This is a genomic window from Francisella sp. Scap27, assembly GCF_013394105.1.
Classification (GTDB): domain Bacteria; phylum Pseudomonadota; class Gammaproteobacteria; order Francisellales; family Francisellaceae; genus Francisella; species Francisella adeliensis.
On record NZ_CP041326.1, the window covers coordinates 1,733,720 to 1,757,517 of the forward strand.

Sequence of the window (23,798 nt, forward strand, 5' to 3'; positions counted from 1 at the left end):
ATTGAGTAAAAAAGGATATAAGAATGAATAACTTAGCAAATAGAATATCAATCGGATATGTAGCTGGTCTTGTTAGTGCGTGCGTGATACAGACTCTCAGAGTTATTATTTTTGATATAGATACTTTGCTGACAGATGATTTTAAATATAATTTGTATAGGCAAATGATTTGGGGAGGAGTATGGGCGACTTTATTTATTATCCCATTTCATAAGAATGTTATAGCTCGAGGCTTTATAATAGGTGTTATAGTTATTATGTTTAACTTTATAATTAAAATGCCTGTTGTAGGGTTAGGTTTTTTTGGTGTAGATGCACCAATGATTAAGATATTGGCTAACATAAGTTTTAATATACCTTGGGGAATATTAGCTGGGATAATATATTATCTACTGATGTTACGCTCAAAACCTAAAATTTAGGTTTTGTCCTTTAGCTGAGTTGTTTAAGGTGCTTTATTATTCTTAAGTTTTAAAAAAATATTCGTAAAAAAAAATGCTTATGATAATATGGAGGTTCATGTATATATAATTCAAATCAATATGAGTGTTATAAAACAGAACTTTTCAAATTTTAAAAAATCATTTAAAAAACCTAAAATACATGATTTTGGTGTATGTAAGTTTTTACAGCTAAAATATACTTTCATACCTATTGCACTGCTAGTTATTTATTTATTCTTTAATGTTGATACACCAGTTGAGAACTATATAAAACATGATATGCCTAACTATATACCCCCATATTTTGAGATAATTACTCGTTTTGGGCTGGCTTTATACTTGTTGATACCTTTGGTGATTATAGTGATTGCTAGGTTGTTCATTGATGGTGATAAGTTATCTGAAAAACCACGTAATTTGTTTAACTGTGTAACATCTTATTCTTGGTTTTTGATTGCTACAGTAGCGATAAGTGGAATTGTTGGACAAATACTTAAATTTATAATCGGTAGAGCAAGACCTAAGTTTTTCTTAGAATATGGTTCGCATTATTTTCAGCATTTTCATAAGCCAGGTTACGACTTTGCAAGTATGCCATCTGGACACTCAATAACTATTGCAGCATTTTCTTTGGGATTGTTATATTTATTTCCTAAACTTAGAGTCTTCTGGGTGTTTTGTGCTTTACTTGTGGCATTTAGTCGAGTTGTATTAGGATCTCATTACCCAAGTGATGTGGTTTTTGGCTTATCAGTAGGTTTTTATACAACAATATTTATATATTATTGGATGAAAAATAGAGAATTAATTTAAGATTAGTGCGTAATTTCAGTTATAAGTTTGTTATAATCTTGCTTATCAAAAAGTATTTTAAAAAGTATATTAATTCATGACCTTAATAGATGGTAAAGCTCTCTCATTAAAACTTAAATCTCAATTAAAAGAACAAATCCAAGAATATAAGTCTCAAACTGGTATAGTACCTAAGCTTGTGGCTGTAATTGTTGGTGAAGATGCTGCAAGTAAAACTTATGTAGCTTCAAAAGAAAAAGCTTGTGCTAAAGTAGGAATTGATTCTGATATTATAACTCTACCTAGTAGCACTACAGAAGAAGAGTTATTGAGTTTAATTGAAAAATTAAATAATGATGTTTCTGTTAATGCAATATTGGTACAGCTTCCATTGCCAGAGCATATAAACAAACATAAGGTTATATACAAGATTTTACCAGAAAAAGATGTTGATGGCTTTCATCCTGCAAATGTTGGTAGGCTACAGCTTAGAGATAAAAAGTGCCTAGAATCATGTACTCCCAAAGGCATAATGACTATGCTTAGAGAGTATGGTATTGATCTTGTTGGAGCAAATGCTGTTGTTGTAGGTGCAAGTAATATTGTAGGCAAACCTGTTTCTCAATTACTTCTAAATGCAAAAGCAACTGTAACGACTTGTCATAGATTTACTAAAAACCTTAAAGAAATCACTAGAAATGCGGAAGTGTTAATAGTAGCTGTTGGTAAGCCTGGCTTTATTACAGCTGATATGGTTAAAGAAGGTGTTGTTGTGGTAGATGTAGGTATTAACTATGTAGATGGTAAAATATGTGGTGATGTTGATTTTGATGCTGTTAAAGAGAAAGCTGGTGCAATTACCCCAGTTCCAGGTGGAGTTGGTCCTATGACTATCACCGAGCTTCTTTATAATACTTTCCAATGTGCAAGAGATCAGCATTCAAATACATAAATCTTTTTTCTAAAATTAATGTCAAAATGGTATGATTGTCTTTAGATAAATACTAAGGCATTTCAATGATTAGATCTTTAAAAAAATTAGCGGAACAAGCGGGTTTTGAATATTTTGGTGATGATACTGAGATACAAACTGTAGCGATAAATTCAAATGATATCCAAGATAACTGTTTATTTGTAGCAATAGTTGCTAATCGTGATGGTCATGAGTTTATTCCTCAAGCTCTATCTAGTGGAGCAAAAGCAGTTTTAGTATCGAAAAAACAAGATTTAGATATTCCACAAATAGTTTGTGGCAATACAATAAAAGGCTTGCGAAAGCTTGCGACAAAGTATCGGAAAAGTCTGAGTATGCCGATTATTTCACTAACAGGAAGTTGTGGTAAAACAACGGTCAAAGAGATGATTGTAACACTACTTGGTGATAAAAAAGTACACTTTACAAAAGGCAATCTAAATAACTACTTAGGTGTGCCAATGACAATACTTGAAACTCCACAAGATGCTGAGTATGCCGTTGTTGAAGCAGGTACCAATGTTGGTGGTGAGATAAAAGCAGCAGCTGAAGTTATCCAACCGGATATTGCTTTGATTACAAATGTTGGAGCTTGTCACCTTGAAAATCTAAAAACTCTTGATGGTGTGATGACAGAAAAAGGTGAGCTTCTGAAAGCCTTACCTAAAAATGGCTGTAGTGTTATAAATCTTGATGATGAGAGGATTTCTGACTATGCAGAAAAACTGGAATGTAAAAAAATAACATGCTCAATGCAAAATTCAAAAGCAGATATTTATATAAGAAAATATGAGCTTATTGATAATGTGTATTGTGTTGATATTATTATTTTTGATAGACAGTATAGTTATAAACTAGCAAATATCGGTAAACATAATTTATTTAATAGTATTTTAGCAATAGGATCGCTTATAGCTGCGGGTCTTACTCCAGATGAAGTTTTAGCGAACACACAAAATATTAAGAACTATGCAGGAAGGTTCTCTAGTGAAAAAATTACAAAAAATATAACACTTGTTGATGATAGTTATAATGCTAGTGTTTCAGCTGTAGAAGCTGCTATAGATGATTTGAATGAGTTTGAAGGTAATAGTATTCTTGTACTAAGTGCAATGAGAGAGCTTGGTGAAGAAGCAGAATACTATCATCGACATATAGGTAAAACTCTTAAAAACTCCAATATAGATAATGTTCTTTTATATGGTGATAATGAGTATGTTTCGATGATAGTCGAGGAAGCTAACAAACCATCAGTAGTACAATATAAAGCTAAAGCAGAATTGGAAGAAGATTTATATAGTACCTTAAGAAATGAAAACTCAGAATTTAAAATCATAGTTAAAGGAGCTAGATTTTATAAGATGGAAGAGATTATTGAGTTTGTGAAGATAAAGTTTAGTAAATGAATTATAAATTACATTAGGAATTGAAATGAAAAAAATAGCAATATTAGGTGCAATGGAAATAGAAATTCAACCGATACTATCAAAATTAAGTAGTTATAAAGAAGTTGAATACGCAAATAATAAATATTATATAGCAGAGCATAATGGTAATGAGCTAATTATAGCTTATAGTAAGATTGGTAAGGTATTTTCAGCAATGACAGCTACTATTATGGTTGAGCATTTTGGTGCAGAAACACTACTCTTTACAGGTGTTGCCGGAGGCTTACAAAATTTAAATGTAGGAGATGTTATGATTGCAACTTCTACAGTTCAGCATGATGTTGATATTACAGCATTTGGCTATCCACATGGTAAAATTCCAACTTCAGAAGTAAATATCCCAACTTGTAAGAATTTGTTTGAAAAAGCTCAAGAAGTAGCAAAAGAACAGAATCTTAGCTTAAAAACTGGGGTTATAGCAACTGGAGATCAATTTATACATTCTTTTGAAAGAAAAGACTTTGTTATAAAAGAGTTTCAAGCTAGTGCTATCGAGATGGAAGGTGCGAGCGTAAACCTAGTATGTAATGAATTAAATGTACCGAGCCTTATATTGAGAAGTATATCTGATACTGCAGATGGCGATGCTCCAGATGATTTTGATGAGTTTGCAAAAATGGCAGCTGAAAGGTCAGCAAGCTTTATTCTAAAATTGGTAGATAGGGTTTAAGTTTATGAAAAATTATCTTGTAACTGGCGGATCTGATGGTATTGGTAGAGCGGTAGTTTCAAAACTTATATCTAAAGGTCATAAGGTTATAAACTTAGATATTAAAAAACCTCAAAAGATGCTTACTAATGAGATTTTTATAGAGATTAATTTGAGCCAGTATCATGATGTGGATAAGTATATTCCATTAGGGTTTAAGTATGATGGAGTATTTTTAAATGTTGGGGTGCATACTAGTGGCTCGGTATTTACACAATCATTGAGCAATATTGAGTCTAGCATTGCTATAAACTTGATGTCGAATGTAGCCGTAATTAAGGCACTTGAGCATAATTTTGCACATGGGTGTTCTATTGTTTTTAATGGTTCTGATCAGTGTTTGGTGGGTAAGCCAAATAGTTTTGCGTATGGTATGACAAAAGGAGCTATTGCTCAAATAACTAAATCATTAGCATTAGATTTAGCTGATAGGAATATACGAGTAAATACTATTTGCCCAAGTACAACAAATACAGGGCTTTATAAAGATGCTATAGCAAGGTTTGCTCAAAGGGAAAAGATATCATTAGCTGAGGCTGAAAATATAGAGGCTAATGAATTTCCTTTAGGTAGAATAGCTGAACCTAGTGAAGTTGCTAACGTAGTATACTTTCTTTTAAGTGGTGGTAGTAGTTATATGACAGGAACTCTAATACCTATTGATGGTGGTTACACAGTAAAATGATGAAAGTTGTAGACTCTCATATACATTTTTGGGATATAGCTAATGGCTACAATGATTGGGTTAAAAATACTGATCTGCCAAGACTAGTAACACCTGATAATTTTGATACAAAAGCTTATGTACATATAGAGGCTCATAGTGATGCTTTCTCACCATTGTGTGAATACGAGTGGCTTAAAGAAAATTTTCCAAATAAAAATATAAAAATAGTCGCTTGTGCTGACTTTACACTAGAGCTTCAAGATTTTGAAAATAGTATCTCTAAACTTGTAGAGCATAAAGATATCGTCGGAGTCAGACAAATTATGTCAAGCTCTGATAAATCAAGTTATAGCCCATTTGAAAAAGCTATACCAAAAGATTTGCAAGCTAAGTTAGAAGTGCTTAAACAGTGTGATTTAGTGTTTGAAGCTCAAATGTATCCTGAGCAGTTTTTGCCACTTTTAGATAGTATAAATAACTCAGGCGTGAAGATGGCTATTGAGCATTTTGGGTTACCTTTATATGCTGAAAATGGCAATGTTAAAGAATGGCAGACTTTTATCAAAAGTATATCTCAAAATCAAAACTGGTATCTTAAGCTATCAGGGTTTGATTTAAACAATGATATTTGCGATGTAGATAGAGCTTTAGATTTTATTTTTGATTATATAAATCAAAAGCAACTTTGTTATGGCTCAAACTATCCAGTTTCATATACACAAGATTATAAGTTTTGGCAGAGTTATTTGAGAAAATATATTAATGATGAAAAAGTTTCACAGAATATGTTTTGTAAAGTAGCTAGTGAGATTTACTCAATTAATGATTGATAATAAGGATAAATAATGAAAATAATAGCAGTAGAAGTATTTGATGTTTATTGTGATAAAAGACCTGCTTGGTCACCGGTATTTGTAAAGGTAATTACAGATGAGGGGATTACAGGAGTTGGTGAGGCAGGACTAGCTTATGATTTAGGTCATTCTGCTGCTGCAAATATGATCCAAGAGTTTGCTCAAGCTATGGTGATAGGTACAGATCCGTTTAATAGTGAAAAACTATGGGATAGGATGCTCCGTGAAAGTTTTTGGGGCTTAGGTGGTGGACCTGTTGTTTATGCTGCTATGAGTGCTATTGATATAGCTCTTTGGGACATTAAAGGCAAAGCTTTAGGATTACCTGTTTATGAGCTTTTAGGTGGTAAAACTAACCCTAAGTTGCGTACTTATGCAAGTCAACTTCAATTTGACTGGGATCAGTATGAGAGAAAAGCATTATACAAGCCAGAAGATTATGCAAAAGCTACAGAAAAAGCTGTCACAGAAGGCTATGATGCGATTAAAGTAGACCCTATGATGTTTGATGATAAGGGTGAAACTTTATATGATTGCACTTTACCATTTCGCAGAAGTCATCTTAATCTTATTCGTGAAAGAATGCAGGCTATCCGTGATGTACTTGGTGAAAATGGCGATATTATTTTTGAGTGTCATAGTTTACCAAGTCTTACATCAGCATTACAGTTAGGTGAGATAGCTGAAGACTTTAATTGTCTTTATTTTGAAGAGCCGGTGAATTACTTAAACAGTAAATTACATGAGCCACTTAAACAAAAGCTTGATGTGCCGATTGCTGCAGGTGAGAGGTTATATTTGCGTCATGGTGTGAGAGAATATATCGAAAAACAAACTATAGATATCTTACAACCAGATATCGGCTTGTGTGGTGGCTTAACTGAAGCTAAGAAAATTTGTGACTATGTTGATATGTATGATGTGAAAATTCAAGCACATGTTTGTGGCGGTCCAATAGCTACAGCAGCTAGTTTGCATCTTGAAACAGCTATACCAAACTTTATGATACATGAACATCACACCTATGCTTTAAAAGACTTTAACAGAGAGCTTTGCATTCAAGATCCTCAACCTGTAAATGGCTTTTTTGAGGCTCCTAGTACTCCAGGTTTAGGCATTGAAATAAATGAAAAAGCTTTATCTAAAAAAACAATTAAAGTTGTTGTCAAATAGTACGGAAGATTTTTTTTAAATTTCATCATAGGTAAAAGATTTTTAAATATTTATCTCAACTTCATATGAGCAGTCTTATCATAGCTGTTTGTGAATCCTTATTTTTCTTATATAATTAAGTAAACTTTCTAAGTATTTATATGATATGAAACAAGATAAGCTCCCAGTTTTAGATATATCCAATAAACTAAACCAACTTATAGATCTATTTATTAATGATCTTCGTCAAGATGGTTTTAGAGGTGATCTTCACGAAGATTACGCTTCTAGAATATCAACATCAATGGATAACAGTGTCTATATGGTGGTTCCTGAGCTAGTTGTTTTTCCAAGCTCAAAATCAGATGTTGAAATTGTATTTAAACTAGCAAGTTTAGAAAAGTATCGTGAAATGAAATTTGCACCAAGAGGTGGGGGCACAGGAACAGCAGGGCATTCATTATGTGCGGGTGTGATAGTTGATAGCAGTCGTTATATGAATCAAATTTTAGAAGTTAATCTAAAAGATGAGTTTGTTGTTGTGCAGCCTGGTGTGGTTTTAGATCAGTTGAATGATAAGATCGCTGATAGTGAGTATTTCTTTGCACCAAATCTTTCACCAAGTAATCGTGCTACTTTAGGTGGTATGGTTAATACTGATGCGTGTGGTAAAGGTTCAAGAATTTATGGTCGTACTAGTGCTCATATTTTAGAGCTAGAATGTATGCTAATAACTGGACAAAATATTCGTACAAAAACTATCTCAGTTGATGATATTCATAGTAGTGATTTAAGTGATGTTGAGAAAAATATTTATAATACTATAGAAGAACAAATAGTAGATAATTATTATCAAATAGAAGCAGAAATGCCTAAATTAAGTAGGTTTCTTACAGGATATAATCTTTCTAAGACTTATGATAAACCAAGTAATAAAATAAATCTAAGCTATCTGATTTCAGGATCTGAAGGTACGCTTGCATTTGTTACAGAGATGAAGTTAAAACTTACTAAAAAACCGAAGTTTAAAGCATTGTTTGCTGTATCGTATGCTAAGTTTGATGAGGCTTTAAAAGCTGCTAGAGATTTATTGGTTTATGAGCCATCAGCGATAGAAACTATTGATGATAATATTGTAAGACTAGCAAAAGAAGATGAAGTGTATCATCGTATCAAGCATATGATAGAGAAAGATAGTTCTCAAGAAGTTGCTGCAATAAATTTCATTGAGTTTATCGGTGATACTCAAACTACTGTAGATAATAAAACTGCCGGATTAGAAAAACTGCTTTTAGATGATAATAAGATTTATCATTTAACTGAAGATACTGCTGAGATGAACAGCTTATGGGAGTTGCGTAAAAAAGGAGTTGGCTTGCTTGGTGCTATGAAAGGAAACCGCAAACCAATACCTTTTATTGAAGATACAGCTGTTGCTCCAGAAAATTTAGCAGACTATATTAAAGATTTATCTAAACTTTTAGATAGTTATGATGTTAAGTATGGGATGTTTGGTCATGTAGATGTTGGTTGTTTACATATTCGACCCGCGTTAGATATGAGTGATGAAAATGATGCTAAAAAAGTCTCAGAAATCACTAAGAAAGTAAGCCAGTTGGTAAAAAAACATGGTGGTATACTTTGTGCGGAGCATGGTCATGGTTATCGTAGTGAATATCTTAAAGATTTTTTTGGTGAAGATCTGTATAAGAGTCTAGGGCATATTAAACAAGCATTTGACCCATATAACCAACTTAACCCTGGTAAAATCACAACTCCAGCAGATAGTAAGGATGATATAGTCAAAGTAGCAGGTCCTTTTAGGGGAGCTGTAGATAACAGTGTTTCAAAAGAAATGCGTGAGCAATTTTCAGGTGCTTATAATTGTAATGGTAATTCTCAGTGCTTAAATTATGATTATGATACTGCTATTTGTCCATCTGCTAAGGTAAGTAGAAACTGGCTGTATTCACCGAAAGGTCGCTCAGCGGTATTACGAGAGTGGTTAAATCAACTTTCAGCTAAAGGGTATTCAACAGTAAGTAATGATTATAAAGTAGGCATAGATAGACTAAAAGATTTTAAGGAAGACTTTTCACATGAAGTTTATGATTCATTAGATAAGTGCTTAGGTTGTAAGGCTTGCGTTACAGGGTGCCCGATAAAAGTGGATATTCCAAGTATGAAGTCGCAATTTTTAGCACATTACCATTCTAAATATCGCCGTCCAGCAACTGATTATTTCGTGAAATTTAGTGAGAGTATACTTAGTATGAACTTATCTGCACCAAAGATGTTTAATGATATTTTTAATACTCAATTTGTGAGAGCTGGCTTAGGGAATATTATTGGATTTGTGGATACTCCTGTTATTAGTAGCTTAAATCTTCGCAAAGAGCTTAGTCGTCGAGGTGCATTTGAATTTGATCTTAAAGAAATGCAAAAATTAACGGAAGATGAAAAGTCAAAATCAGTATGTATTGTGCAAGATATTTTCACATCTTTATATGACACGCATATAGTACTAAGTTTATATGATCTACTTACAGCTTTAGGTTATCGGGTATATTTAGCACCATTTAAAGTAAATGGTAAGCCTTCACATGTAAAAGGTTTTTTAAAGTACTTTGATAAGCAGGCAAATAAAGCTACGAAACTTTATAACAAAATATCTGGTATCGGTATAGATATGATTGGAGTCGATCCTGCTATGACCTTAGTTTATCGAGATGAATATAAGAAATACTTGAAAGGTAAGGTCGAGTTTAAAGTTAAAATGATTCAAGAATGGCTGTATGAGCAATTACCAAATTTACCAACAGTATCAACTAAATATGAAGGTAAGATAAATATATTTAATCACTGTACCGAAAAATCATTATCTCCAATATCGGTGGATCAGTGGCAAAAAGTCTTTAAACATTTTGGTATAGAAGCGGAAGCTGTAAAAGTTGGTTGTTGTGGAATGTCTGGAAGTTTTGGGCATGAAGTTAAGCACCTTGAAGCATCAAAACAAATTTATAATTTAAGCTGGAAAGATAAAATTGAGAGGTTCGGAATTAGAAATTCTGTGGTCACAGGTTTTTCTTGTCGTTGTCAAATTAAAAGGGTTGAAGGGCACACTATAAAACATCCGATCGAGTTATTAGAATTAAATTATAAAAAGTCGCAAAAAGCGTTGACATAAAAAAATTAAAAAGTATAATACTTCTCATCTACCGGGATGTTAGCTCAGTTGGTAGAGCAGTTGGCTTTTAACCAATTGGTCACAGGTTCGAATCCTGTACATCCCACCATTATTTTCAAAAAATCCCCCTTTAAAATAAATAGAAAACAAGTAGCAATTTTAGTGTCTAAAAATAGATGCATTATTCTGTTATTGATAATTATAATGTTATTCAAGTATAAATCTATCAGGTAGCAATTCATCAATTGTAGTTTCTTTTATATCTGATTTTGCATTATTTGAAAATAGTACAACACATTCAGTAGTTAGTAGTTCAGCCATTACTTGTCTACAAGTTCCACATGATGATGAAGCTTTTGGAGTATCTGTGATAGTTGCTATCATTTTGATATCTTCTTTTCGAAAGCCTTGGCTGTAAGCCGCAAATAAAGCAGACCTTTCGGCACAATTACTTGGACCATAAGCACAATTTTCGACATTAGCACCTAAAATATAGCTACCATCTTTCATAAGAAGGGCAGCACCTACTTTAAAGTTTGAATATGGAGCATAAGCATTCGCTGAAGCTTCGATAGCTTTGTCTATTAGTTTGCTTTTATTTGCTGATGTCATTTTTAATTATATTTATATGATTCATAAATTCCATTCTATCTTATGTTGTAATTAATACAACTAATTTAGTCTAAACCAAATCCAAAAGTTTAAAATATTTTTAATTGTAATTAAATTTCGCTTGTGATAGTTTTGATATCAATAATTTTTCCTAATTTTAAGTAAAGAGTCGTGCCAATTATTAATTCAATACTACCAATTTTGGTACTTTTGATTTCAGGCTTTATGATAGAGAAATTTTGGCTTAAAGATAAAGCTTTTTGGTCAGCTATAAATAAACTTGTTTACTGTATATTTTTTCCATCACTAATAGTTTATGATGTCGCAAATGCTAGTATTGCATATTCAAGCTCGGGATTTATTGTAGTCTTAATCGTTCTAGTTTTTATTCTACTGTTCTTTTTAAGAGTATTTAAGTTTCTTTTCAAAGATGAAAAGTTTTGGGTGGTTTTTGTCCAAGGTTCTTTTAGGTACAACAGTTATGTCTTTATAGGTGTTACGGTTTCGTACTTCAACCCTGCAGAAGCTATGCCTGTTATTGCAATTATTACAGCATCTATGATTTCATTAGCAAACATTGTTGGCTTAATAATGCTTAATGAAAAGGATCCTAAAAATAAAAAAACTCTATTTGTAGTGATTATCGAACTTTTAAGGAATCCTTTGATTATTGCGTGTATTTTAGGTTTTGTGCTTAATGTTCTAGCTAAGTATGCTCCTATAATTCTTGATATAGAGCCTTTAAACCTAGTATTAAGTAACTTTAGTTCAGCTTCGATTGTTTTAAGTATTATGGCTGTTGGAGCTAGTATTAAATTTAATATTAATATGCTTAAGATCGTTGGGATTATTAATTGTTCAATCGTTAAATTAATAATATTTCCAGTTGCAGTGGTGTTGGTACTAAGTCCTTTAGGTTTTGATAAAACTCTTGTAGCTATTTGCATGATATATGCTGCATCACCTGCTAGTACAAGTGCTTATGCTATGGTATATCTTTTAAAGGGAGATCATGAATCAATGGGAAATATTATAAGTATACAAATAGTAATGTGTATTATTACAATTCCAATATTACTATTGGTATTTCCATATTTGTTTAATCTATGGCATTAAAAACCTATTACTTAAGATTTTGTACACAAACTATATATTATTCAAAATATCTTTTATAATAAAACCAAAATATTTTACCCTAAAGACTAATGTCAAAAAAACTATATGCTGATTTTATAACGATAGAAGATTTCTTACCATGTGAAACACCAGAAGAGTGGGTTGATAAGGCTTTAGCAAATCAGGAGCTGATGCTTATTGATCATGCGCACTGTGAAATGAAAGCAGCCTCATCAGCGATGACTTATCTTTATAAATACTCAGATAAACCAGATCTTATAACTAAAATGTCAAAGATTGCTCGAGAAGAGTTGGTACATTTTGAACAAGTTATGCGAATACTTAAAAAACGCAAAATTGAGTTTAAAGCGATTTCAGCATCTAGGTACGCAAGTGAGCTTATAAAAAATACTCGTACAGATAAGCATGGTAGATTTATTGATGCTTTAATTGTCGGTGCATATATTGAAGCACGATCATGTGAAAGATTTGCAAAAATAGCATCTCATCTTGATGCAGATTTACAAAAGTTTTATAACGGATTACTAGAGTCAGAGAAAAGACATTTTACAATTTATTTGGATTTTGCACAGAAATACTCTTCCACAGACATAGCACCAAGCATTGAGAGATTAGCTAAAGTTGAGCAAAACTTGATTTTATCAAAAGATCATGAGTTTAGATTTCATAGTGGAATTTAAAGAAATTAATTTATTTATAATAATTTTAAGTATAGTATTAAATGCAAGGGTTTTAAATCAATAAGGTTTTGCATGAAGATTAAAATATTAGCAGGAACTATTGCTGTAGTTTGTGGTGTTGTAGCTATTGGAGTTTATAATACAAAAAAACAAGAAGATCATGGAGTTACACTAAATACTCATAAAGATCTATATCAACCATATATTAAGAAAGCAAAAAATATAGTTTCGAAGATGACTCTTGATGAAAAGATTGGGCAGATGATAGTCCCAACTACAACTATTTTGATACCTAACCCACAAGATGCCAAGTATTTAAATACACTTTCTGACAAAGAGTTAATTATAAAGTTTGGTTTAGATAAGATAAAAAAATATCATATCGGTTCAGTCTTAGTCGGAGGTAATGATGTACCGTTTGATGCAAATGATCCATCTTTAAAAATGTGGCAGAAAATTGCTCGACTAGCAAAAAGTCAATATTCAGGGCCTAAAGGAACAGAGCTTTTATTAGGAACAGATGAAGTGCATGGCAATCAACATGTTTTAGGATCGCCACTTTTTCCTCAAAATATAGGTTTAGGCGCTACGCATAATCCAAAATTAGTCAGAGAAGCTGCAAAAATGACAGCTGCAGGAACGTTGAAGTCTGGTTTTAACTGGGTTTATGCGCCTACTGTAGCTATTGCTCATGATTATAGATGGGGTAGAGCTTATGAGTCATTTTCGCAAGATCCAGATGTTGTGAAAACAATGGCATATAATTTTGTACAAGGCATGCAGGATGTTCAAAATAAACATGTAACAGGTACTTTAGCTACAGTTAAGCATTTTATAGCTGATGGAAGAACTATTAATGGTCTTGATGAAGGAAACGCTGAGATTACTGATTTCGATGAATTATGGAAAACTGATGGAGCAGGATATCGTGGAGCTATAAATGCAAATGCTGGTAGTATGATGCCTTCATATAGTAGTTTAAATGGTATTCCAATGCATTTTGGTGGAGATAAAGGTCTTCTTAAGAAAATCACTACAACAGGTATTGATGGTTATAAATTCGATGGTTTTGTTGTATCTGATTATGCAGCAATATCAAAAGCTCAAGCAAAATATAATATGTTAAACAAGCAAAGTAAAATTTCATTTATAGATGCGTTATCTATGTCAATCAATAATGGTGTAGATATGATTATGTTTGGTATATTTAATACAGGTATTCCTAATCATTATCCTAAAGAATTCTTGGGAGAACAGCCAAAAAATATTAGTAAAAATTACACTGAAATACAAAATAAAGTAGCATGGCCAAGAACCATGGAGGGTTACAATTATAGTAATGCAGAAGATGTGCTAAAAGCTATAAAATTTGCAGTAACACAACACAAGATTCCGATGTCGCGAGTAGATCAAGCGGTAACTAGAATTATAGCGGTTAAATTAGCTATGAAACCAAGTATGAAACCCATTATGAATGAGAAGATTAAGCAAACAGCTCTAGAGGCTGCAGAACAATCATTAGTACTACTTAAAAATAAAGATAAAACACTACCTGTGAAAATTAGTAAAATTAAAAATGTAGTGTTGATGGGTGCTTATGATGATATAGGTCGCCAAAATGGTGGGTGGACTATATTATGGCAAGGCTTTACTGGTAATAGATGGTGGATGCCAGGAGCTTATGATAAGGAGCATAGTGGAGCTACAAGTACACTTGATGGGTTAAAGTCAGATTTACCAAAAGGTACTAGATTTATTACAAACCTTAAAGAAAATAAATTACGGTTAAGTAGAGCTGACACTATAGCTGTTATAGTTTTGTCAGAAAATCCTTATGCTGAATATCATGGGGATGTTGCAAATAACAACCCTCTATTTACAGATGAGCATAAGGAACCACAAAGTAAATTCTTAGGTTTGAAGTTCAGTGAAAGCCAAGCTACTCAAATCAAAGAACTAAAAGCTAAAGGAATACCTATAATTACAGTGATTCAATCAGGTAGACCAATGGTTATAACAGCTGGTGCAGATAAAGCACCTTTACAAAATAGTGATGCTCTAATTGCTGCATGGCTACCAGGTACTAGTGGGGGGCAAGCAATTGCAAACACTATTACAGGAAAATATAAACTTAAATCTTTCCATACTTTTATAAATGGTAAACAATACAGTAGTAATACTCTTCCATTTGCTTGGCCCAAAGATATGCATGAAGTTAGAAATCATAACTATAGTCTATTTAAAGAGGGTTACGGTTTAAATAACTAAAGTTACGGTAATTAATATCTTAAAATATATTTTTCACAGCATAAGGCGTTTTCTATCTTTGGCAAATATGCTATCTTAGTATTGATGAAATTATCGAGGTAAGTATGCTAAAAAAAATTATTTTAACAGGTCTTGTACTATCTGGTTTTGGTACGGCATTTAGTTTAACAAATACAGAAAAACAATACTCACAGCAAGCTCTGAAGGCTCTTGATAAAGGTGACTATAAGTCGTATTACTATCTAAAATCTAGGCTGAAAAATGCAAGTATTTATCCGTATCTTCAATACAGGGAAATAAGTAAAGATCCTGGTATGTTTGAGCAATCGACTATAGACCGTTATCTTAAGCAAAATAAAGGTAAATATTGGGATACTAGGTTATCTGAAGATTTAGCAACTTATTATGCTAAAAATCACAAGTGGAAAAAGTTTAACGAATACTATAATAATGATCTTGGAGTATCTGGTAAATGTTGGGCAATTCAATCAGAGCATGAGTTGGGCGATAAAAATAAAGCTTTAGATGATTATGGACAATTATGGCAAAATCGTGTTTATATGTCTTCAGGCTGTACGGAAATGCAAAAGCTTTGGGATAAATCAGACAATAAGCCAAAGCCTTATATTGTAAGTAAGGCTTATAACTTAGCATTTGCAAACAAATTTAAAGATAGTTTGTGGCTCTTAAACACATATGTTGATAACAATAAAGACTATGTAGACTATATAAATGCATGGAAAGCTGCTACAAAAGATCCAAGCAAACTTGATAGCTTTATTGCAAAGTACCATAACTATAGATATTTCGATAAAATCTTCGTAGATATATCAAAAGATTTAGTTAAAAAAGATGATCAAGCATATGCAAAACTTTGGGATAACCTTAAAAATAAAAAATATCTAGATAAAAAAACTAAGGCTGAATGTATATCTGCTATAGCTGTAAGTTTTGCTAGGTCACAATCACCGCAGGCAAAGCAATGGTTAGCTAAAGTAGATAAGAGATATCTTACAGCTATAGCTTGGGAATGGCTACTTAGAGTTGATTTATATAATAATAATTTTAATGATTATATAAAAACATATTATCAATTACCTAAAAAATCTCAGCAAGATGAGGCTTGGAAGTACTGGCTTGCATATAGTTATAAAAAAACAAACCAAAAATCAAAAGCTAAGCCGATATTTGAAGAACTAACAAAAGTACCTTTAGACTATTATTCATTTCTAGCATCTGATGAGCTTGATAAACCTTACAACTTTGGTAATCAACAAGCTGATGATATAACTTCTAGCGAAGCAAAAGACTTGCTTAACCAAGATCCTATTTTAGAAGCTATTGATTTATACAGAATTGGTGAATATAAAGAATCTACAAATATCTGGAAATGGGATATAAGAGCGAAGCTAAAAAACAGAGAGATAACACAAATTAAGGAGTTATCTCGTTTAGCGGAAAGTCACAATATGTATTATGCTGCGATATTTAATATGGCTGTAATAGGTAAGTTCTCAAATATAGAATTACTTTTCCCTAAAGCATTTATATCTGAAGTTAATAAAAATGCTGATAAATTCGATATAAACAAAGATTTAGTGCTTTCGATAATGCGTAAAGAATCTTTGTTTGATGTTGAGGCTGGCTCGTATGCTGGTGCTAAGGGTTTGATGCAAGTTACAGAACCTACAGCTAACTTTATTGCTAAAAAATATAAACTACCTATGGTTGGCGATAAATCTAAAGGTATGTCTACTCAGATTTATATTCCTGCAAATAACATCAAGTTAGGTACAGCAAACTTATATTTCCTAGAGAAGCTTTTTGATAAAAATCCAATACTTGGAATAGCAGCCTATAACGCTGGACCTGGTAATGTTAATAAGTGGCTTGGTAAAGAGGTGACAGCTCCAATATGGATTGAAAATGTTCCTTATGGAGAAACTAGGCATTATGTGCGTAAAGTACTTGTGTATATGGTGGTTTATAATAATTTTATTTTCAAAGATAAGAAAAGTAAGATTAGCGATTTCTTAGACTATAAAATATCTTCTAAGCAAAAATTTAGGTAATTCTTATATTACCTAAGACATAACTCATTAGTAATATTGTAATTTTAAATTTCTAGAAGACTTCTATTAAATACATTATACTCTTGACAGAAACACCTACCAGCTTACATATAAGTGAAAAAAATTAACTTATTATCTTATGTTTTGACATGTGTTGGATATATGACTTTGACAATATCAATGTCATGCATTCCATCTTTATCTAAAGCATTAAATCTAACGAGCTATACAACGCAGATAGCTATGAGTTTGTCATTTTTTATGTTTAGTATTTCAGCGATACTATTTGCAACTTTATCAGATGTTTTTACAGCTAAAAAAGTTCTATATGCATCACAAGCATTGTCAGTTTTTGGGTTATGTTCGTTAGGATTGTCTAATAATGTGAATGTGATGTATATGGGGTTTGTATGTCTTGGTTTAGGGACAGGATGTTATTCATCTATAGGAAGAGCTCTTATTTCAAGGAATGCTATTGATACAAATGCAATGAAAAAATCATATGCCATAATGTCATGTTGTATTATAGTAGCTCCAATAATAAGCACATATTTAGCATTGTTTTTAATTCCTATTTCTTGGCGTTTTGCTTATATAGCAATGGCGATGATAGAGCTTGCTTTATTTATATACTCATTGGATATACTAAAGATTGATGCAAAAACTCAAGTAGTTATAGCTCCTACTAAGATAGTATCAGGTTTTAAACACGCATTATCAAACCCTCAGTATGTATTAAATGTAGCTATAGTTGCGACTTTTTTCTCTTTTTATCTTGCTGTATTGATGAGCTCATTTAAGGGTTTAGTTGTTGACGAACTTGGAATGTCTATTAACTACTTTACTGTATTGTTTTTAATGGCTTCTATGTCTTATATAGTAGGTATTTTCACATATAGATATAAAGCGGATAAGGTTCATAAAAAAAGATACAATGTGGGCATAATTATAGTATTCTTGGTGTTGGTGGTTTACTATACAGAATCATCTATAAATTCATTTTATGTAATATTTTCACTCCATGCAATTTGTTTTATACTTGGATTTTTTATACCGCTTGCGACAGGTGTTGCTATGAGTAATATTACAAAAGGGCATGGGTCTGCAGCTGCAATGATAACTTTTTCTGTATCAATGACTATGGCTGTTTGGGAAGCTATTCGGGCACATTTAAATTTATCTAACTATGAGTTTATATTATTAGCATTATGGATTAGCTTGACTATTGTTATAGTTTTAAAAATATTATTGTTTTTTATAGAGAATAAAAGCAAAATAACTAATGGTTAGTTTGTCTACTTAGTTGTAGTTTACCAAATTTTAGATATTAAGGGTTATGTATGAAAATAGTGAAAATTTTGGCTGGGACGATTCTAGCTTCTTCAATTTATGCTAGCGATACTGATAAGTATAATTTTTGTGGTTATAAGCAAGTTATAACAGATCCAGAAAAAAGTCAGCAGTTTAAAGATCTGAAAATGGATGATAACTTTGTAGTAAAACCTACTCCAACAAAATCAACGAGTAATAAGATTTTAGATGATGTGATTTTAGGCTATGGTAAAACCTTGAAGAAGTATGTAGTTAATCCTTACAATAAAGATAACGCAAAAGCAGACTATATAGATCTTCCAGAAATGAGTCCATTTATGATGGCGTATTATAAAGACTTTAAGAAAACTGCAATTCCAGCAGCATGGGTATATTGGGTAGGTGATGGTGAGACAAGTATAGATCATAACTTCCAACCAACTCATAGAGTGCTAGAAGTTATAAACTTTATATTTGTAGTTAAGGGAGCTAAAGATAGAGTCCAAGCAGATAAAACAGTAGTAGATGAGCTTGAGAAAACAAGTTTTACAAAAGATTATTCTGATCAGCATTCATCAGGTTATGCAGGTTTATTTAAACAAGATGGTAAACTACAAACTTTTGATCAGATAGGTGGTCAAGTTAATGGTGACTACCATGGTTATACTTTTGAGGATGTTGATAATCCTGATATCGGAGGGAGTCATTTTAGAGTCTTAGGCCCAGTATATAACAAAGAGCAAAATACTTATGTTTATACTGCATCTTTGTCTAAAGAGTCACCTCGCTATAGAGCTAAACAAGGTATGTGTGGGCATATGTTCCAATCTTTTACTCTTGCAAAAACAAAGCTTGCTCTTGATCTTTTAAATAATAAAACTGCTCATGTATATACTACAAATCTACATACTACAGTAGAAGATAATTATGCAGATAAATACCCATCTAACGAAACCTATTTTACAGGGGATCAGCAAGTTACAGGCAATCAGCTAACAGATGTAGCATTTGTTGCAGTTATGGATGCTAATTAACAAACAACTTTTATCTTTAAAATCAGCCATGATTTTCACCTTTAAATGTAGTAGTATTTATACCTAGTTTTATTAATAAAATATTTCTTTATGATTTCTCATCTTCGTATCCATACAGGTTTTTCTGTAGTCGATAGTACAGTTCGTTTAAATGATCTTTTTGAATCGGCTAAACAGAAAAATATAGTAGCTTTAGCTCTAACAGATGTATCTAACCTTTTTGCTGCAGTTAAGTTTTATAAGCAGGCTATAAAAACAGGCATTAAGCCAATTTTTGGAGTTGAATTAAAAGTAGAAACTGAGTTTGGAGTTTGTGATTTAGTTCTTTTAGCTGAAACTAATGATGGCTATCAAAATATGGTGAAGCTAATCTCAAGAGCTTATGAAGAGGGTGAAAGATTTGGCTCTATACCGTTGGTACCTAGAGCATGGCTCAAAGAAATGTGTTTAGAAGATATTATCTGCTTAAATGGTGGGCAAAATGGCGAGATTGGTAAAGCAATCTTACAAAAAGCTAATAACTTGACTGAAATAGTAGATTATTATATTGATTGTTTTGGCAAAGATAATTTTATAATAGAAATTCATAAGCTTAATTACGAAAACGAAGGCTTATATAATGAGCAGGCTTTAGCTATAGCAAGTGATTATGACTTATTAGCAGTTGCTACGAATGTTGCAGTATTTATGGAAGCAGAAGATTTTGATATCCATGAAATACGAGCTTGTATAAATGAAAAAACTACAATACTAGATGAGACTCGTAAAACAAAGTTTACTCATGAACAGTATCTTAAATCTGCTGATGAAATGTATCAGACATTTAGCTCATTGCCTGTGTTAGTTGATAACGCTTTAGTTATTGCAAAAAGATGTAATGTGACATTTGACCTAGGAAAACCTTGTTTACCACAGATGGATATTCCTGAAGGATTAACTGAGAGGGAGTATTTCTCAAAGCTTTGTTATGAGGGTTTAGATAAACGTTTAGAAAAAATATTAGCTAATAAGCCAATAGATAAACATGATCATGTAACTAAAGTTTATAAAGATAGGCTTCAAGTTGAGATAGATATAATCTGCGATATGGGATTCCCAGGGTACTTCTTGATTGTAGAAGATTTTATCCGTTGGTGTAAGGAAAATGATATTCCCGTTGGTCCAGGGCGTGGTTCTGGTGCGGGCTCACTAGTGGCGTACTCTTTGCTTATAACCGACATAGACCCGCTACCGTACGGCTTGCTTTTTGAGAGATTTCTAAATCCTGAGCGTGTTTCTATGCCTGACTTTGATATTGATTTCTGTATAGAAGGTCGTGATAGAGTTATCAAATATGTAGAGCAGAAGTATGGTAAGCAAAGTGTTGGGCAGATTATTACTTATGGTACTATGGCAGCTAAGGGTGTGGTGCGAGATGTAGTACGTGTGATGGGGCAAGGTTATGGCTTTGGTGATATGATTGCGAAGATGATTCCTGAGACTCCTGGAACTACATTTAAGAAGATACTAGTTAAAGAAAAAGATGGTGAATCAAATAAAAATTTCTGTGAAGAGCTTTATAATGAGATACAAAATAATGAAGATGTCGCTGAGATAATCGAAAAGGCTGAAAAACTTGAGGGTTTGCCTAGGAGTTTAGGTAAGCATGCTGCGGGTCTTGTTATATCTCCAACAGTTATCTCTGATTTTGCCCCTGTGTACTGTGAAGATAAAGGTGGCGATATAGTCACACAATTTGACAAAAATGATGTCGAAGATGTAGGTCTTGTTAAGTTTGACTTTTTAGGTTTAAAAAACTTAACGATTATTAAAAAAGCACTTATAAGTATAAACGCTAAAAAAAATGCAGATGAAGAGCCACTTGATATAGCAGATATTCCTTTAGATGATAAGCTAACATTTAAGCTTTTACAGGCTGGAAATACTACAGGTATATTTCAGTTAGAGTCTCAAGGAATGCGACAAATTGTCAAAGATTTAGGTACTTCAACTTTTGAAGAGATTATCGCACTAGTAGCTTTGTATAGACCTGGTCCGATGGAAAATATCCCGACATTTGTTGATCGTAAGCATGGCAGAAAACGCACAGTATATTTGCACCCATTATTAGAGCAGGTACTACAAGAGACTTATGGTATACCGGTTTATCAAGAACAGGTTATGCAAATGGCTCAAAAACTTGCTGGATATACACTTGGTGGAGCAGATTTACTGCGTCGAGCAATGGGTAAGAAAAAGCCTGAAGAGATGGAAATGCAGCGTAAAATCTTTAAAGAGGGTGCGTTAAAGCATAATGATATTGACTCTGGTTTAGCAAATGAAATATTTGATCAAATGGAAGCCTTTGCAGGTTATGGTTTTAACAAATCTCATGCTGCAGCTTATGCTCTTATTGCATATCAAACAGCGTATTTAAAAGCACATTTTCCTGATGAATATATGGCAGCTTTGATGTCTGGGGATATGGGAAATACAGATCAATTAGTTAAGTTTATGCTTGACTGTAAGGATATGAATGTCTCGGTTAAACTGCCTGATGTAAACAAAAGTATTTATGATTGTAAGGCAATTTCAAAAGGGGTTATATTACTGGGGCTTGGTGCGATTAAAGGCTTAGGTGGTGAGGCAATTAAAAGTATACTTACTGAGAGAGAACAAAGTGGTAGATTTAACTCAATATTTGACCTTACTCGTAGAGTAGATTTGCGTAAGGTAAATAAAAAAGCCTTAGAAGCGCTTTGTTTTGCAGGAGCTTTAAATGAAATAACTGAAAATAGAGCCACAGCTTTTAATAGTATCGAAAAAGCCATTAAAAATGCAAGTTATGTAAATGATATGAATGCAGCGGGTCAAGATGATTTATTTGGATTTAATGTCCAAGAAGAAGATACTGACAAAGAGCTTGAGAAAGAATGCTATATAAATGAGTGGTGTCTGAAAGAGCTTCTTATAAATGAGAAAAAAGCTCTAGGAATGTACTTTAGTGGGCATATTATAGATGAGGAAAGTCATTGGCGTAATCATGTGAGCTTTAGTGATTTAGCAAGAATCCAACAACCAAGTGCAGATGGTACTTCAGTAAGGATTATTGCTAGTATGATAACTCCAGCAATGCGTCGTCAAACAAAAACTGGTCGAGTGCTTTATATACTAAATATTGATGATGAGAAAAATAGAGCAGATTGTTTGATTAGTGAAGATGTATTTGCCTCTGTTAAAGATAATATCAAAGTTGATGATGTAATTGTAGTTGAAGGTAAAGTTAGTCGCGATGTTCAACGAGATAATAATAAACTGAGTGTAGATAAGGTTTTGCCAATAGCTGATTATATTGATGAAACATTTAGTAAGGTTAATATCACTTTAAAAAGTAACCTTATTAATTCAACCAACCTTGAGAAAGTACTTCATTCTTTAAAGGATAATATTGCTAGTGATTCTGGTGATCAAGAGCGGTCATTGAATATCTGTATCTCGTTAGATGGAGTTGATGCTAGCTTTAACTCATTGACTGAAAATTTTTCAATCTACTCACTTGTCAACAATATCAATCACTTGATTGCTGAGGGTAGTACTATTAAGTTGGAAGGATAAAGTGTTAGTTTTCTTATCTCACCACATCGTTGCTTTGTGTTTATTTTTAGTCGTTATGGGATTTTTAGCAAGTTTCATAGATGCTATCGCAGGTGGTGGAGGGCTTATTAGTATACCGGCTTTAAGTATGACAGGTCTGCCCATTGCAATGGTGCTAGGGACAAATAAACTACAAGCTAGTATAGGTACAGGCACTGCAGTTTTTAAGTACTATAAAAATGGGCTTATAAATTTTAAAACAGTGATACGAGGCTTAGTTGCAGGATTTATAGGAGCATCTTTAGGAACTATATTAGCATTAGTAATTGATAATGAATTTATGAACTTTGTTGTTCCAGTACTATTGGTTTTTGTCTTTGTCTTTAGCCTATTTAATAAAAATCTTGGTGTAACTGCTGGCAAAAAAAGAATGTCAGAGCTTGTCTTTTTTACACTATTTGGGTTTCTGCTTGGCGCCTATGATGGTTTCTTTGGACCTGGAACAGGTAATTTTTGGATTATAGCTATTGTGTACTTTTTAGGTTATACATTTTTACAAGCTTCAGGTTATGCAAAAGTACTTAATCTCAAGAGTAATGTCTTTTCACTGATAGTTTTCTTATTGGCAGGTCATGTTAATATACTTTATGGCTTGGTGATGGCAGTGGGGAGTTTCTTTGGCGGTATGGCTGGCTCTAAGATGGTTATATTAAAGGGATCAAAACTTGTTAGACCGATATTTATGATAGTTGTTGGGGTTACGATTTTGGTCTTTATAGTTTCAAAGTTTTAGGTATGAATTTTGGAGTTACTATCATTACGATGTTTTAAGACTCTTTGTAAGTTGTTAAAAGACTTATTCCTGAAACTGCAGGTAAAACTCTTG

At 32.7% G+C, this 23,798-nt stretch carries 18 protein-coding genes and 1 tRNA gene; 18 read left to right on the forward strand and 1 reads right to left on the reverse strand.

Annotated features, from left to right (window positions below):
- The first annotated feature begins 23 nt into the window (after positions 1 to 23).
- From FLM55_RS08290 to FLM55_RS08335, 10 genes are all read left to right on the forward strand, one after another.
- Complete coding sequence (locus tag FLM55_RS08290; protein WP_178948835.1) at positions 24 to 422, forward strand: membrane lipoprotein; 399 nt, start codon at positions 24 to 26, stop codon at positions 420 to 422.
- 120 nt (positions 423 to 542) lie between these two features.
- Positions 543 to 1,256, forward strand: coding sequence for a lipid A 1-phosphatase LpxE (lpxE, locus tag FLM55_RS08295; RefSeq protein ID WP_178948836.1), 714 nt, complete (start codon positions 543 to 545; stop codon positions 1,254 to 1,256).
- Between the two features lie 76 nt (positions 1,257 to 1,332).
- The gene (folD, locus tag FLM55_RS08300) at positions 1,333 to 2,187 is read left to right on the forward strand and encodes a bifunctional methylenetetrahydrofolate dehydrogenase/methenyltetrahydrofolate cyclohydrolase FolD (protein WP_178948837.1); all 855 of its coding nucleotides are present in this window, start codon (positions 1,333 to 1,335) and stop codon (positions 2,185 to 2,187) included.
- Positions 2,188 to 2,252: 65 nt separating this feature from the next.
- Complete coding sequence (murF, locus tag FLM55_RS08305; protein WP_178948838.1) at positions 2,253 to 3,614, forward strand: UDP-N-acetylmuramoyl-tripeptide--D-alanyl-D-alanine ligase; 1,362 nt, start codon at positions 2,253 to 2,255, stop codon at positions 3,612 to 3,614.
- A gap of 25 nt (positions 3,615 to 3,639) precedes the next feature.
- Positions 3,640 to 4,326 (forward strand): 5'-methylthioadenosine/adenosylhomocysteine nucleosidase, encoded by a 687-nt coding sequence (locus FLM55_RS08310; protein ID WP_178948839.1) that lies wholly within the window; start codon positions 3,640 to 3,642, stop codon positions 4,324 to 4,326.
- A gap of 4 nt (positions 4,327 to 4,330) precedes the next feature.
- Positions 4,331 to 5,050: an SDR family NAD(P)-dependent oxidoreductase gene (locus tag FLM55_RS08315; protein ID WP_178948840.1), complete on the forward strand. Its 720-nt coding sequence runs from the start codon at positions 4,331 to 4,333 to the stop codon at positions 5,048 to 5,050.
- On the forward strand, positions 5,050 to 5,862 hold the full coding sequence (locus tag FLM55_RS08320; protein WP_178949096.1) for an amidohydrolase: 813 nt from the start codon (positions 5,050 to 5,052) through the stop codon (positions 5,860 to 5,862). The genes FLM55_RS08315 and FLM55_RS08320 overlap by 1 nt, the downstream gene beginning before the upstream one ends.
- A 15-nt stretch (positions 5,863 to 5,877) precedes the next feature.
- Positions 5,878 to 7,059, forward strand: coding sequence for a mandelate racemase/muconate lactonizing enzyme family protein (locus tag FLM55_RS08325; RefSeq protein ID WP_178948841.1), 1,182 nt, complete (start codon positions 5,878 to 5,880; stop codon positions 7,057 to 7,059).
- A 145-nt stretch (positions 7,060 to 7,204) separates the two neighbouring features.
- The gene (locus FLM55_RS08330; protein WP_178948842.1) at positions 7,205 to 10,225 is read left to right on the forward strand and encodes an FAD-binding and (Fe-S)-binding domain-containing protein; all 3,021 of its coding nucleotides are present in this window, start codon (positions 7,205 to 7,207) and stop codon (positions 10,223 to 10,225) included.
- A gap of 33 nt (positions 10,226 to 10,258) precedes the next feature.
- A tRNA-Lys gene (locus FLM55_RS08335) sits at positions 10,259 to 10,334 on the forward strand.
- A gap of 98 nt (positions 10,335 to 10,432) precedes the next feature.
- On the opposite strand, the gene cdd is transcribed toward FLM55_RS08335, so the two are convergent.
- The gene (gene cdd / locus FLM55_RS08340; protein WP_178948843.1) at positions 10,433 to 10,837 is read right to left on the reverse strand and encodes a cytidine deaminase; all 405 of its coding nucleotides are present in this window, start codon (positions 10,835 to 10,837) and stop codon (positions 10,433 to 10,435) included.
- A 171-nt stretch (positions 10,838 to 11,008) separates the two neighbouring features.
- Between cdd and FLM55_RS08345 the strand changes: the two genes are divergently transcribed.
- The 8 genes from FLM55_RS08345 to FLM55_RS08380 all read left to right on the forward strand — a co-directional run bounded on the left by FLM55_RS08345 (position 11,009) and on the right by FLM55_RS08380 (position 23,705).
- Entirely contained in the window at positions 11,009 to 11,953 is a 945-nt protein-coding gene (locus FLM55_RS08345) for an AEC family transporter (protein WP_373193957.1), read from the forward strand.
- Positions 11,954 to 12,042: 89 nt separating this feature from the next.
- Complete coding sequence (locus FLM55_RS08350; protein WP_178948845.1) at positions 12,043 to 12,654, forward strand: tRNA-(ms[2]io[6]A)-hydroxylase; 612 nt, start codon at positions 12,043 to 12,045, stop codon at positions 12,652 to 12,654.
- Positions 12,655 to 12,726: 72 nt separating this feature from the next.
- Entirely contained in the window at positions 12,727 to 14,922 is a 2,196-nt protein-coding gene (locus FLM55_RS08355) for a glycoside hydrolase family 3 protein (RefSeq protein WP_178948846.1), read from the forward strand.
- 104 nt (positions 14,923 to 15,026) lie between these two features.
- Complete coding sequence (locus tag FLM55_RS08360) at positions 15,027 to 16,994, forward strand: lytic transglycosylase domain-containing protein (protein ID WP_178948847.1); 1,968 nt, start codon at positions 15,027 to 15,029, stop codon at positions 16,992 to 16,994.
- A gap of 114 nt (positions 16,995 to 17,108) precedes the next feature.
- Entirely contained in the window at positions 17,109 to 18,284 is a 1,176-nt protein-coding gene (locus tag FLM55_RS08365; protein WP_256868872.1) for an MFS transporter, read from the forward strand.
- A 50-nt stretch (positions 18,285 to 18,334) separates the two neighbouring features.
- Positions 18,335 to 19,339, forward strand: coding sequence for a hypothetical protein (locus FLM55_RS08370; RefSeq protein ID WP_178948848.1), 1,005 nt, complete (start codon positions 18,335 to 18,337; stop codon positions 19,337 to 19,339).
- Between the two features lie 90 nt (positions 19,340 to 19,429).
- The gene (gene dnaE, locus FLM55_RS08375; RefSeq protein ID WP_178948849.1) at positions 19,430 to 22,933 is read left to right on the forward strand and encodes a DNA polymerase III subunit alpha; all 3,504 of its coding nucleotides are present in this window, start codon (positions 19,430 to 19,432) and stop codon (positions 22,931 to 22,933) included.
- Positions 22,934 to 22,988: 55 nt separating this feature from the next.
- A complete protein-coding gene (locus FLM55_RS08380; RefSeq protein ID WP_178949098.1) occupies positions 22,989 to 23,705 on the forward strand; it encodes a TSUP family transporter in 717 nt (238 codons plus the stop codon).
- Positions 23,706 to 23,798: the final 93 nt, after the last annotated feature.